This is a genomic window from Pseudomonas syringae group sp. J248-6 (assembly GCF_032586995.1).
Classification (GTDB): domain Bacteria; phylum Pseudomonadota; class Gammaproteobacteria; order Pseudomonadales; family Pseudomonadaceae; genus Aquipseudomonas; species Aquipseudomonas amygdali.
Genome location: NZ_JAWHOP010000001.1, coordinates 284,584 through 297,079 on the forward strand (window position 1 = coordinate 284,584; position 12,496 = coordinate 297,079).

At 61.5% G+C, this 12,496-nt stretch carries 10 protein-coding genes; 1 reads left to right on the plus strand and 9 read right to left on the minus strand.

What is annotated here, in order from left to right:
* Positions 1-24: 24 nt before the first annotated feature.
* From RYC17_RS00795 to xerC, 8 genes are all read right to left on the minus strand, one after another.
* Positions 25-1,770 carry an FAD/NAD(P)-binding protein gene (locus RYC17_RS00795; RefSeq protein ID WP_316902192.1) on the minus strand — a complete coding sequence of 582 codons (1,746 nt, stop codon included), beginning with the start codon at positions 1,768-1,770 and terminating at the stop codon, positions 25-27.
* A complete protein-coding gene (sbnB, locus tag RYC17_RS00800; RefSeq protein WP_316902194.1) occupies positions 1,770-4,064 on the minus strand; it encodes a 2,3-diaminopropionate biosynthesis protein SbnB in 2,295 nt (764 codons plus the stop codon). The genes RYC17_RS00795 and sbnB overlap by 1 nt, the downstream gene beginning before the upstream one ends.
* A gap of 5 nt (positions 4,065-4,069) precedes the next feature.
* Entirely contained in the window at positions 4,070-5,389 is a 1,320-nt protein-coding gene (locus RYC17_RS00805; protein WP_316902196.1) for a lysine N(6)-hydroxylase/L-ornithine N(5)-oxygenase family protein, read from the minus strand.
* Positions 5,390-5,443: 54 nt separating this feature from the next.
* Positions 5,444-6,421 (minus strand): ABC transporter substrate-binding protein, encoded by a 978-nt coding sequence (locus tag RYC17_RS00810; protein WP_316902199.1) that lies wholly within the window; start codon positions 6,419-6,421, stop codon positions 5,444-5,446.
* Entirely contained in the window at positions 6,418-7,557 is a 1,140-nt protein-coding gene (locus RYC17_RS00815; RefSeq protein ID WP_316902200.1) for an FAD-dependent oxidoreductase, read from the minus strand. Before RYC17_RS00815 ends, RYC17_RS00810 begins: the two co-directional genes overlap by 4 nt.
* A gap of 13 nt (positions 7,558-7,570) precedes the next feature.
* Positions 7,571-9,070, minus strand: a complete 1,500-nt coding sequence (locus RYC17_RS00820; RefSeq protein ID WP_316902202.1) for a methionine--tRNA ligase — start codon at positions 9,068-9,070, stop codon at positions 7,571-7,573.
* Entirely contained in the window at positions 9,063-9,455 is a 393-nt protein-coding gene (locus RYC17_RS00825) for a cupin domain-containing protein (protein ID WP_316902203.1), read from the minus strand. The genes RYC17_RS00820 and RYC17_RS00825 overlap by 8 nt, the downstream gene beginning before the upstream one ends.
* A 334-nt stretch (positions 9,456-9,789) precedes the next feature.
* The gene (gene xerC, locus RYC17_RS00830) at positions 9,790-10,755 is read right to left on the minus strand and encodes a tyrosine recombinase XerC (protein WP_316902205.1); all 966 of its coding nucleotides are present in this window, start codon (positions 10,753-10,755) and stop codon (positions 9,790-9,792) included.
* A gap of 234 nt (positions 10,756-10,989) precedes the next feature.
* On the opposite strand from xerC, the gene RYC17_RS00835 reads away from it, so the two are divergent.
* Positions 10,990-11,463 (plus strand): antitoxin Xre-like helix-turn-helix domain-containing protein, encoded by a 474-nt coding sequence (locus RYC17_RS00835; RefSeq protein ID WP_316902206.1) that lies wholly within the window; start codon positions 10,990-10,992, stop codon positions 11,461-11,463.
* A 5-nt stretch (positions 11,464-11,468) separates the two neighbouring features.
* Here RYC17_RS00835 and RYC17_RS00840 read toward each other — a convergent pair whose 3' ends face one another.
* Positions 11,469-12,452: an MDR family oxidoreductase gene (locus RYC17_RS00840; protein ID WP_316902208.1), complete on the minus strand. Its 984-nt coding sequence runs from the start codon at positions 12,450-12,452 to the stop codon at positions 11,469-11,471.
* Positions 12,453-12,496 lie beyond the last annotated feature (44 nt).

Sequence of the window (12,496 nt, forward strand, 5' to 3'; positions counted from 1 at the left end):
AGCAATTCCTTTTTAATTAATAAGTTAAACAGCTTTGTTAAACGTTAATGTGATGCAACTTGAAGTGTGCTTCGCCAGCATCTCCAGGCATGACTCGACCGCCCTGCGCGCTTCGATCAGTGCGCGGCAGGTCGGGTCAGGCGTGGGCACGTAGTGGTTGTAAAAGGTGCAGCCTTCCACGGCAGGCCCCAGAACCCAGAGCCGCTGCTGCACCGAACCATCGCGGCCAATGGCACGAGCAGACTCATCGGTTTCAATACCGTCGGCAGGCCAGGCATGCGCAGCGCGAATCAGTCCTTGCTCGTGCAAATCACTGATCAGACCCGGGCCATTGCCCGACAGACCGCCGTGGGCGACCCGCGCGCCAATGATGCCGTCGGGGCGAAAATCGGCCCGTTGCACATCGTCCATCGGCGGCAGGATCGTCACGACGCCAGCCTCGATCAGCGCCAGCAGATCTTCATGGCGCTCCTTCTGCGGCCCGCCGACCAGCCGGTTGCTCAACCCGGCCCATGTGCCATAAAACTCCAGGGTCGACGATTCAGTCAGGCCGTTGCGATCCGCGATCAGGCGCAGCAGGTCGCGGTAATCTCGCCAGACCTCCAGTGCCTGGCAGATCGGACTGCCTGCCGTGCCCAGCCGACTCAGCGCCAGGTCCCGTTTGATCCAGTCGACGAACCATTGGCCATACGTGCCTTGCGCACCCGACCAGCGTTGGGTCAACAGCCATTGCTCAGGGTCAAACTCACCCCATAGCTCGGCCAGCCGCTCAAACGCTGCGGGTATGGCGGTTGACTCGCGCAGCAGCCGCTGCACCGACGCCAACTGCGCTGGCGCATCGAGCCGGACCCTGGCCTGATAAAACACGGCGCGCATTTCATCCTTGATCAGCGGCAGCACATCGGCCCGAAAGTCGAGTTGCCCGCCCTCCTTTTGCTCGCGCAAACGGGCTATGGCGGCAGCGTTGAAGAACAGCCTCGGCAATGCGGGCTGGCTGGAGGCATGCCATTGCGGCCGTGCATGAAACGGCAGCCCTGTGCGCGAGTACAGGAACACCTTGGGCTCGCGGCCGGACGGCAGATATCGCCAGCCTGCAAAACCGCTATCGCGCACGTAGCGCCCGCCGCGCCCTTGAGTCAGGTGAGCCAGCGTGTCCAGCGCGGTCAGTCCCAGTCCCTCGATGGCGACCGTATCGCCGACCTCCAGTTGCGCGCCGGTTTCAAAGGCATGCCCGCTGGCGAGGAACACGGCATCGACATCCATCTCCTGACTTCGGGTGTGCAACCTGAAGCCGGGGGCTTCCAATAGCGGCCCACAGGTCATGACCTGCTCGGCGTGATAGCGCACCTGCACATGCGCCGGGCAGCACTGCAGGAGCAGGCGATAGCTGTCCTGCAAGTAGCGCCCGAGCAGTGCGCGCGGCAAAAAGTCGCCAAACGCCACCGCTCTGCCCTGCCCGTCCGTGCTGACGTGGCCGCGCTCGTCAAGGCGCACATCCTGACTGCGGCACCATTGCAGAAAGGTCGGACCTGATGGCGCGCACGCCGGGAATGCGGAAGAAAACGCGGATAACTGGCCGGCCATGGTGTTGAGCATCAGGTAATCCGCCTGCTGCGCATGGTGCAGCCCGCTGCCGGGTGGTTGCGGGTCGAACACTTCGATATTCAAAGGCCGATCGGCATGGCGACTCAGGCCGATCAACTGCTCCAGAATGCTCAAACCACGCGAGCCCAGACCGATAATCGCTACGGTATGCGTCTGCACGGCCATCACCAGCGCTTCGACTCAAAGAAGAACTTCGGCACCGGCAACGCGCTGCCTTCGGCCACTGCCTGGCGATAGACGCGCTGGCCCACGGCAAGGTCCAGTACGCCGAGACCGAATGGCGAGAAGATCGAGGCCCGATCCGGACTCAGTTCCACCTGCCCGGTCATCAGTTGTGCCAGCGTCCCGGTGATGAACGATCGGTCCTGATACTGCTGCACGGCGAGATCAGGTGAGGTCTGAGCCTTGAGGCAGTGCTCAACGTCATCAAGAATGTTATTGGCCTGCGCGATGACGTCCGCGCCCAGATCACGCAACGAAATGTTCAGCAGCAGTTGCCCTGGCCGAAACAGCGGCTCCAGCACATAAGGGCTCGGCGCGGTGGTAGCGAACACCACCACGTCAGCCTGCAAGGCGGTCGGCAAATCGCTTGGCTGACTGTTCAACCGATGTCGACTGGCGGCATGCTGCACCAACGCCGATGCCGAGTCCTCGTGTTGATCGAAGACGGTTATTGCGTCCATCGTCCAGCCATCGCTGACGAACATGTCGAGGATGGTTCGGGCGATGAAACCGGCACCGATGAACGCCATTCGTCCGACGTGGCGCTGATGACGGTTCATCCAGCGCGCACCGAGCACCGCCGAGGCTGCCGTGCGCATGGCGCTGATGCGTGAGGCTTCCAGGCAGGCAAAGGCATAGCCGGTCAGCGGGTCATTGAGGATCAGCACGGCCGAGGCGCGTTGCAGGCCCGTCTCGATATTGTCCGGAAAGCTGGATATCCACTTGATGCCACTGACTGCCTGCTCGCCCGACAGGCTGGCGGGCAAGGCAATGATCCGATTGGCCAGTGCCTCGGGAAAACGCAGAAAGTAACTGTCAGGGTTGATCGTGCGCCCGGCCTCGTGGGCCAGATACGCCGCCTGCACATCCTCGATGCAAGCCAGCGGATCAGCCGCCAGCAGGCGCGCGACCACCTCGCCATCGACTACATGAAACGCCGCCTGCTTCAGGCGCTCGGCAGCCAGCCAGAAGGTTGAACACTGCTCCTGCGCAAGCGCGCTTGCACCCGAAGGCGCTGTCACCGACCCACCGCTTTCGCGAGCAAGCTCGCTCCCACAAGGGCTTGCGCACGCGCATGCAACAGATTCACACACATCCTGTGGGAGCGGGTCTGCACCCGAAGGCGTCGCCACCGACCCATCGCTTTCGCGAGCAAGCTCGCTCCCATAAGGGCTTGCGCACGCGCATGCAACAGATTCACATACATCCTGTGGGAGCGAGCTTGCTCGCGAAGGCGTTTTCACGCGTCCCGGAAATGTTGCCGCCTCTGGTGAGGAAAGATCCGCCAGGGTCATGTTCAGCACTTCACGGCCAAAACGCTGCTCGACCCACTGGTCATCGTAGAGGGTGTCCAGATAGCGCTCGCCCCAGTCTGGCGACAATGCCACGACCACCGAACCCGGCTCGATGCGCTCGCGCCAGGCATGTACCGCGGCGATCACCGTCGCGGTGGACCCGCCAACCAGCAAGCCTTTGCTGCGCGCCAGAATGCGACACATGGCGACGGTACGGGATTCAGGAACCATCTCCAGCGCGTAAATACCATCAGCCTTGAAGATCGGCGGATGCTGGCTGGTACCCAGCCCCGGTATGAAGCGACGGCTGGCCGGAGTGCCAAAGGTCACCGAACCGACGCTGTCGACGGCAATGATTCTGGTGCTCGGGTGATGCCGCTGAAAATGCTGGACGCAGCCCATCAGCGTGCCGGTGGTCCCGGCACCGACGAACAGATAGTCGACATGACCGAAGTGCTGGCTGATCGAGCGTGCCGTGGTCCGGGCGTGAGCACGCGGGTTGGCGGCATTCTCGTATTGATTGAGCCAAACATATCGCGGATCGCTGGCGAGCTTTTCCCGGATCAGCGCAATGCGTGTTCCCAGAAACCCGCCGTTGGCATCCGGGGCCTGGACCTGAATCACCTCGGCGCCATAGCTGCGCATCATGCGGATGTTATGGCTGGAGCTGTTGGGGTCGACCACGCAGGTAAAGGGTATTGCCCGTTCAGCGCAGATCATCGCCAGCGCCACGCCAAGGTTGCCCGACGAAGACTCGATCAGAATCGTGTCAGGGCCCAGCAAACCCCGAGCCTGAAGGTCATTGATCAGCCCTACGGCGGTTTTGAGCTTGATCGATCCGGCCGGGTTGAGTGATTCCATTTTCAGGAAAAAGTCTGCGCCCAGGCCAGACACCTTGAGGAAGGTCTGATCGTGAACGATGTCGCAAAGAGAGTCGTACATAAGGGTCACTTCCACTGTGCCAGCAAAGGTTCGGCTGCCGGTGCTACTGCCTGCTCAAGCGCATTGGCGATACGCTCGGCGCGCAGCGCCATCAGCGAGAACGACTGGCTATCGCTGATTCCGTGGCTGCGTTCGGAAAGACCGTTGACCCAGATATTCACGTCGCACTCGCCCTGCGTAGCGACTCGGTAATCCCGATCAATCAGCAGGCCGCCATCCAGATCGGCCTTGAGCCATGGCTGCAAGCCACTCAATAACGGTGGTATCAGGTACTGCTGATAACCGGTGCCGAGCACAACGGCGTCGACTTCCAGCACTTGGGTGCGCTGGCTGAAGGTGTCGGTCAACTCGATCCGGTAGCCCTCTGCGCTGTGCTCGATGGCACTGATCAGGCTGTAAGCATGGGTCTGCAGACGCTTGCGTCCGGCGATGGAGTCCTCGTAGATCAGCGAAAACAGCTTCTGACTTTCATCCGGGTCGATCCCGGCGTAGTTGGTCGAACGGCCCCAGTCGAGAAAGCGCCGCCGCGCTGCGGGGCTCAGGCTATGGAAGTAATCAACGTGATCCGGGGCAAACACCCGGTTGGGGAACTGCCCCAGTTGAGTGAGCTTGAAACCGGCAGAGCGATGCACTGAATGCACCTCGATGGCAGGATCGCGACTGACCAGTTCCAGCACCGACTCACTGGCGCTCTGCCCCGAGCCCAGCACCAGCCAGCGCTTGGGCAAGTATTCGCCAAAGGCTTGCAGGCGGGTCAGAAACTGCGAAGTGTGAAACAGCGTCGGGCCAAGCAGCGCCTCGAACGCGTGTGGAATGCGCGGTGCGCTGCCGCTGGACAGCACGACATTGCGCGTCGTGAAGCAGGTTTGCGGCGTGCAGACCCGTACTTCGTGCAAACGGCCGTTGCGCAGCACAGGGTCAATCCCGGTGACCGGCGTGTTGAAGCAGGTCTGGCTGTCCACTTGCCTGGACACCCAGGCCAGATAATCCGACCATTCATGGCGACTGGCGGGACGGCCCAGCAGGCCGAAATCGAACATCCGCCCCTGTTCCTTGAGGTACATGGCGAAGGAAAAGCGGCTGCGCGGATTGCGCGGCGTCACCAGGTCACGAAATACGTGATGGTTGATGTCAGTTCCGGCCAGCAGCAGTTCGCGGTGCCATTGGCTGTCTTGCGCAGCTTCCAGATAGCGGATGGACAGCGAGCCGAGCGGGTCATTGGCCTCCCGTGCGTCTTCAAAAGCACAGGCCAGCGCGATGCCGGCTGGACCAAAGCCGATACAGACGGCGTCCGAGTGCAACGTGTGTGGTGTCGAGTTACCCATGAAGTTCCTGTCCTTAGAGTTGGCGTGAAGCGGTGTTCTTGGTTTTTCTTGCGGCTATCGGCTGACGGGGGTCAGTCCTGTGGGGCCCGGGGTCCAGACACAGGTCATCGCGCCTCGCAGCTCGCCCCGATCAAAGCCGACTGCGCCCAACGGTGTGTTGAAGGTGGTGTGCTGCAACGCGTTCAGCAGTTGCCCGGCGCGAAGACCGCCGTCGGCCAGCTCAGCCAGCACGTAAAGCATCAGCAGGCTTTCGCGAAAGTAGGTGTGTGGCTCGGCAGCGAACAACATTTGGTGCAGCGCGCTGGCATGGCAGCCATTTCCTGGGTTGTCAGGAGTCCCGAAACCGATGACGAACGTCTTGCCACGCTGGTCCTCGGCGCAGCCCAGATACGGCGAGGCAGCGTCGTCAGTCAGTACCAGCGGGCGGTTACTCCCGGCCTGTCGTCGCGCCTGCCAGTGTTCGCGACTGGGCTTGAGGCGGCCGGCAAATACCTCGACATCGGCGTGCTCAGGCTCTTCGACGCGCTGCAATCCAGCGCGTACCAGCGCTTCGCAGATGGCAACGCACAAGGCCTGACCATGAGCGCTGTCATCAGCCTGGACATGAACGCGGCGCCATTGACGGCTCGCCAGCCAGCTCACCAAATCACCCGCCAGTTGACGGTCCGAGGGGCAGAAACGGAATGCGTTGGGGTGCTCAAGCGTCAGGCCATCAATCGTTGCTGCCGGTGTCAGCAGCGCGACACCGGCTTGCCGATACAGCGCCGCGGCGCTGACGGCGGCGTCCGATGAAAAATGGCCAATGATCAGATCCGCTTTCCAGTCGATCATGTGCCGCGCCACTTCGGCCCCGCGAACGGCATTGGCTCCGTCGTCGAGGAAGTGCCATTGCACCCGCGCAAGCCCCGGCACACAGTTGCGCGCCACGGCCAGCGCCCTCATGAAGGTCCGGGCGTGCGGCGTGTCGTGGGGGTTGAACAGCGCGCTGACACCGACCCGCAAGCCTGGCACAAGTGAGGCGAGCGGCGTCATGGTTGTATCCCCGCCAGACTGGCAGCGGGCATCTGCCGGCGTGGCGACAACGCCGACCAGCCGAGGCTCGGCCGGTCCTTTCCTGCCAGATGACTGCGCAGTTGCTCGAAAGCGATACCGGCAACACCAGGAGCAAACTTGAACCCCAGTCCCGACATGCCTGCGGCCAGATAAACCGGGCTGTGCTCGGCGCAGAAACCCAGCAGCGGACGACCGTCGGCGCTGTAACTGTCGAAACCCGGCAGCACATCCAACACACGTGGGTGGGTTGCCGAACCGCACAGCCGGACAATGCGCTTGCAGGCGTCTTCGGCATGCCGCGCATCAGGCTGTGCCAGATGCTCTGGCCAGAGGCTGTTATCGCGGGCGCCGCAGCCGGTCTGCACGATATGGCGGGTCAGCGGTATCGCGTAGCTCTGAGTAACCGCATCGATCACCGGCATTGACCAGTCGCTGTCAGTCAGCACCCGGGCAAAGGGGATCGAACGGGCTTCCAGCCCCGCGTGTGGCACCAGATGCTGACTCCAGGCACCCGCAGCCACCACTACCGCCCGACAACGCAAGGTGGCGTCACCCATGTCGATGTGTACGAGGTCCGCAGCACGACAGTCGATGGCTTTGATCTCGCGATGCTCCAGCAGCAAGCCTTGCTGACGAACCACGTGGCACAGCGCCGCGACAGCCTGACGTACATTGCCGACGCAGGCGCGAGGTTCGAACAGGTTGACCCGCTCAACTGCCGGGCAGTGCGGATAGCGACCGCCATCGAGTTCATGGCCCACCAGCAGGCGCATCGGGTAGCGTTCGCTGCCGTGCTGCTCGATAGCCCGGCACAGATTATCCAGCTGGTCCGTGGCGGCCCGGTAGATCACCCCGGTACGTCGCAGTGCGCTGGCGTAAGTGGTCGCGAAAATGCCGTCGTCCATCAGGCTGATTGACCACGCCGCAAGCTCCATCAGCAGCGGATCGCTGTCATACAGGCGAACCAGACCGCCGGAATAACCGCTCGCCCCCAAGCTGCCGGCTGCGCCCTTGTCGATCAGAGCGACCGACACACCTGCGCTGCACAGCTTCGCCGCGATGCTGGCGCCGGTAATCCCGGCGCCGATGACCGCTATCTCGTAATCGATGAACATGTGGTGCATCCGTTCAGATGGAGTATTCAGCGGCCGAGCCGTTCATGAGCGTGGCGTTCACCCGGGCCTCGGGCAGTCCGAATGCGGCCATGATCTGCGCTGACATTTCCGGAATCAGCGCCTTGCCAGCCACTGCGATGAACGCTGCCAGATGGCTGACGGGCCGACCTTCGGCCAGGCGTGCGCGAGCAATGGCGATGACGTCAAGCAGCACCTGAGCCATGCCCTTCATCGAGAACTGCGCAGGCTCTGCGGCCCTGCTCCATTGCAGGCGTAACGCTTCCAACAGCCCGGCATCGGCCCCACAGATACCGCTCCACCAGCTGTCATCGCGATGTTTTCCGGCATCCAGCAACGCGGGGAAAAATTCGCTGAATATCTGCTCCCGCCATGCGCGGAAATGCGTCAGACGAAAATCGCCTTCGCTTTGCTCGGGTGCGATGCTTGCCAGATACAGGCGCGCACTGTCGGCACAGGCTTCACGGGCCAGATCGCCGACCCAGATCGCATGATTGCGGCTGGTCGACAGGTTCAGGCCGTCCAGTTTCAGAAACTGATTGGGCATGAAGCGTTGGCGCACCTTGATATCGCGCAGCGCCGACAGCTGCGCCGGGTAGACGATGGCGTGGCTGAACACGCAGTCAAAGCCGAGAAAATGCACCAGCGTGCCCTGCCCCGACTGCCAGTACTGACGTAACAGCTCCGGACGCCCGACACTGTCGGCATATTCACGAAATGCCGCCATATAGCCCGCCAGCCCCATGAACCAGGTATGGACCCGGCACGAGCCGTCGGCCTGCAGGTCAAGCCCGCCGTCGCCTGGACGGGTTACGCCCCAGTCATGAAGGTGCTCCAGCGTATCGCGCAGCCAGTTGTCGAGCGGCTTGCGCCACTGCTGGCCCAACAGGCGGTCACGCAAGTGCGGCTTGAAATCAGCCAGCTTCAAAAATGCGCGATGGGCCTTTTTCCATTGCGACGGCTGCCTGCACAATTTGCAGTGCAGACCGGTCATCAACTCGGCGTCAGGGGCCTGAGCGCAGTTCTCGCACTGGCTGGCATCCGACTCGGCCCCACAGTAATTGCAGTTGCCTCGGGCAAATGCCTCGTAGCCCCACACATCGCAATCGGGGCAGTACGGCTCGCTGGAATCGCGAAACTCGATCGAGCCCGCTTCACGCAACGCGTTGAACACCTCGCCAACCGCCTCGGCAAACCATGGGTTGTTGTGCGGACGCATCCAGTTGTCGGGTTTGATGTTGATCGCCGCCAGCGACGCTTCGATGCGGTCGGAATTACGCCCGGCCAGCTCGACCGGATCAACGCCCTGCTCCAGTCCTTTGCGCAGCATGTAGGACTGGTAATCGTCGGAATAGGACACCAGCACACAGTCGTGACCGCGCTGGCGCTGGACCCGGGTGAACACGTCAGCGGCCAGAAACGGGCCGGCGATATGACCTATGTGCAAATCGCCATTCGGGGTGGGCGGCGTGATGGTCACGATGTACTTACTCATCGAGGCACCCCGTGGTTTCGCTGTGCTGAGCCACGAAAGCATTCACGTAGTTCATGTCCCACCACACCACATAGAAGTGGAAGTCCTCGGCGGAATCATTGATGACGTAATGATTGGTGTGTTTCGGAATCGCGGCGATATCGCCCACGGCGAAATCCATCTGTTTGTCGCCGACCACCAGACGGGCGCTGCCCCTGATGGCAATGAAGATTTCCTGATCGATCTGGGTATGCGCTTCGCTGCTGGTGCCCGGACGGACCACGCACCAGCCGCCAGCGAACGGCATCGGGTAGCCTTCCCAAGGCAACAGACGACTGCCATCGAGCCCGTACTCGTGTACCAATGAGTCGAAGCGGGTTTTACGGTGTATATCGAACTTTTCCATGCTCAGTCCCGTACGTTTCAAGTTCGGTAAAGCATGAAATTGTTGCCAATTGTTGGCTATCCAATTGCCGGATAGCTCGGAGGTGAGAAATCGATTTTGCAGATGGCTGGCCACGCAAACACGTGCGGGTCATATGTTTTTTGGCAATGACGGGTATCAATAACGCTGATAATTGAATCAGGGGCGGCGGTGTTACCGTTGTCGGCGATGAACGAACATATCTCCCGGCCTCGCGAATCCGCGTCGCGAGGCCAGTGAATCTCTGCTCTGCTTCATCACTCCTTTGGTTAGATCTTTTAAGCCACCCCGCTTATGCGAGGTGGCTTTTTTTTGCCTAAAGATCAAACCCGTCCACCACATTGCGGCGCTCGTTCTCGCTGCGCATGTCGTAACTGGCGGTGGTCGAAATATGCGTGTGATGCGCAAGTTTCTGGGCAATCGACAGATCGAACTCTTCGATCACACGAGTGATGAACGAGCGCCGAAAATCGTGAGGCATGATGTTCACCCCCACCTGCCGCCCGCGTTGCTTGGCGATGAAGTAAATGGCATGTTTAGTGATTCTGTCGCGGGTGATGTGACTGCCGCGGCGAATCCGGTTGAACAGGAACGGGTCATCGCCTTGCCCCGGCTGCAAGCACGAGCGACGCAGTTCCAGCCAGTCGTTCAGCGCCTTGAACGCCCACTCGGGGGCGTATTTGATCAACTGTTTGTTGCCTTTGCCCAGCACCCGCAGGCTGCGCTCGGCGAAATCGATCTGTGACAGATCCAGGTTGACCGACTCGGACTTGCGCATCCCCGAGCCGTACAGAATCGCAATGATTGCGGCATCGCGACGCCCTTGCGGCCTGGGGTCTGCAGCGCAGGCCTCCATCAATTCACGAATCAGCGTGCGGCGGATATTACGGCCCTTGGCCAGACGCGTACCGCTGACCGGTTTGATCGAGCGAATCTTCAATAATTGCTCGTGGCTGATCAGGTCATGCCGCCAGGCCTCGTTCATCACACCGCGAATAGCGTTCACATACAGCGAGGTGGTGTTTGGCGCGTAGTCGTCTTCACGCAGCGTCGCGACCAGTGCGGTCACGTGGCCAGGCTGCAGGGTGTGCCAGGGAATGTCATGAATATCGACGTCAGCCATGCCCAGACGATCTGCCGCGTCCTGCAAAACGTAAGTCATGGTCAGGCGGCTTGAGGGTGCCAGGCGGTCGAGATAGAGGCGCAACGGCTTGTTGACGTCGGGCAGCGAAGGCTGACTGACAATGCGTGCGTCCTGATCGGTACAAGGGTCTTGCGACATGTGGAACGACGCCTTTTCTGGTGCAAGCGCGTGCGGACAGCTGCAGCGCTCTTCATTCGTATTCAGGCAGCCGACTTTAGCACGAGGGCCCTGCTGCGACACCTCTGGCGCGGCTCGTTCAGCCCAGCAGCTCCAGCCCACCCGGCAATCATCGGTTACACCCTGCGGCTTGAACGACGCGCTGCCTGAGATAGCCTTGGCCGACTTCTCCGGCTCCCAAGGCAAGCTCGTATCTTGATTCCGCCCCTCGCTAGCAAAGCACATGGCCGTCGCGACGCGGCTGCGCATTTCTGGTTGCTGGCCCATCAGGTAAGTCAGCGCAGCGAAGCTGAACGCCTGGCGAACATTCAGGCAGGCTTTGCGCATGGCTGGATCCGCGCGGTACGCGACGCGCTGGCCCTCGGCCCGCGGCAAATGGAGGCGCTGTTCAATGCATCAATTTCAACGCTGGAACGTCGCCAGCGCCAGAAACAGCCATTGGACCCCGTGGCTTCGGAGCGTCTGGACCGCCTCGCAATGATCGCCAGTCACATCCTTCGCGTGCTTGAAACACCCGAGCGCGCCGGTCGCTGGCTGGTGACACCCAGCGCAGCACTTGGCGGTTGCATCCCGTTGCAATTATGCGAAACCGGGCTAGGCACCGCCCGGATTCATCGCGCACTTGAACATGCGCAGTCAGGTGACAAGGTCGAACCCAGCGTTTTTTGACCGACTCAGCGCCCGGTGTCCACCACAACCCGGCCACGGATCTGGCCCGCGATCAATTGCGGCGCGATGTCGATCACCTCGCTCAAACCGACTTCACGACTGATCAGCGGCAGCAGTGCCAAATCCAGGTCGCTCGCCAGCCTGGACCAGGCTTCCAGCCGGTCAGCGCGCGGGCGAGTAACGCTGTCGATACCGGCCAGGGTGACGCCGCGCAGAATGAACGGTGCAACCGAGCCCGGAAACTCCATACCCTGCGCCAGACCGCAGGCCGCGACTACGCCGCGATAACGAATACCGGCGCACACATTGGCCAGCGTATGACTACCGACAGAGTCGATTGCCGCCGCCCATTGCTCCTTGACCAAAGGTCGCCCCGGCTGCGACAGGGTCGCCCGGTCGACGACCTGCGCTGCGCCGAGTTGATGCAAATACTCGCTTTGCGAAACACGCCCGGTGGAGGCAATCACCCGATAGCCAAGCCTGGCAAGAATAGCGATGGCGAAACTGCCGACTCCCCCATTGGCACCGGTCACCAGCACATCGCCGTGGTCGGGTGTCAAACCGTGCTTCTCAAGGGCCAGCACGCTGAGCATTGCGGTATAGCCCGCCGTGCCAATGGCCATCGCCTGCGCGGGCGTGAAAGCATCCGGCAATGGAATGAGCCATTCGCTCTTGAGCCGCGCCTTCTGTGCCAGACCGCCCCAGTGCCCTTCGCCAACACCCCAGCCATTGAGCAGAACCTTGTCACCCACCTTGTACTCGGGCGTATCGCTGGCTTGCACCGTACCCGCCAGATCAATACCCGGGACCATCGGAAAACTGCGCACGATGGGGCTTTGGCCGGTGATTGCCAGCGCGTCCTTGTAGTTGAGCGTGCTGTGCGACACGTTTATCGTCACGTCACCTGCAGGCAACTGTGCTTCGTCGATACCGGTCAGAGTGACGCGATAACCTGCCTCGTCCTTGTCGATCAAAATGCCCTTGAACATGTGCGCCTCCAATTTAGACTGATCGTCTTTAAATAGCCCTGAAG

Bases quoted from the DNA above. Each gene is read 5' to 3' on its own strand.
- RYC17_RS00795 (WP_316902192.1), bottom strand. From the start codon at position 1,770: ATGGCCGTGCAGACGCATACCGTAGCGATTATCGGTCTGGGCTCGCGT.
- sbnB (WP_316902194.1), bottom strand. From the start codon at position 4,064: ATGTACGACTCTCTTTGCGACATCGTTCACGATCAGACCTTCCTCAAG.
- RYC17_RS00805 (WP_316902196.1), bottom strand. From the start codon at position 5,389: ATGGGTAACTCGACACCACACACGTTGCACTCGGACGCCGTCTGTATC.
- RYC17_RS00810 (WP_316902199.1), bottom strand. From the start codon at position 6,421: ATGACGCCGCTCGCCTCACTTGTGCCAGGCTTGCGGGTCGGTGTCAGC.
- RYC17_RS00815 (WP_316902200.1), bottom strand. From the start codon at position 7,557: ATGTTCATCGATTACGAGATAGCGGTCATCGGCGCCGGGATTACCGGC.
- RYC17_RS00820 (WP_316902202.1), bottom strand. From the start codon at position 9,070: ATGAGTAAGTACATCGTGACCATCACGCCGCCCACCCCGAATGGCGAT.
- RYC17_RS00825 (WP_316902203.1), bottom strand. From the start codon at position 9,455: ATGGAAAAGTTCGATATACACCGTAAAACCCGCTTCGACTCATTGGTA.
- xerC (WP_316902205.1), bottom strand. From the start codon at position 10,755: ATGTCGCAAGACCCTTGTACCGATCAGGACGCACGCATTGTCAGTCAG.
- RYC17_RS00840 (WP_316902208.1), bottom strand. From the start codon at position 12,452: ATGTTCAAGGGCATTTTGATCGACAAGGACGAGGCAGGTTATCGCGTC.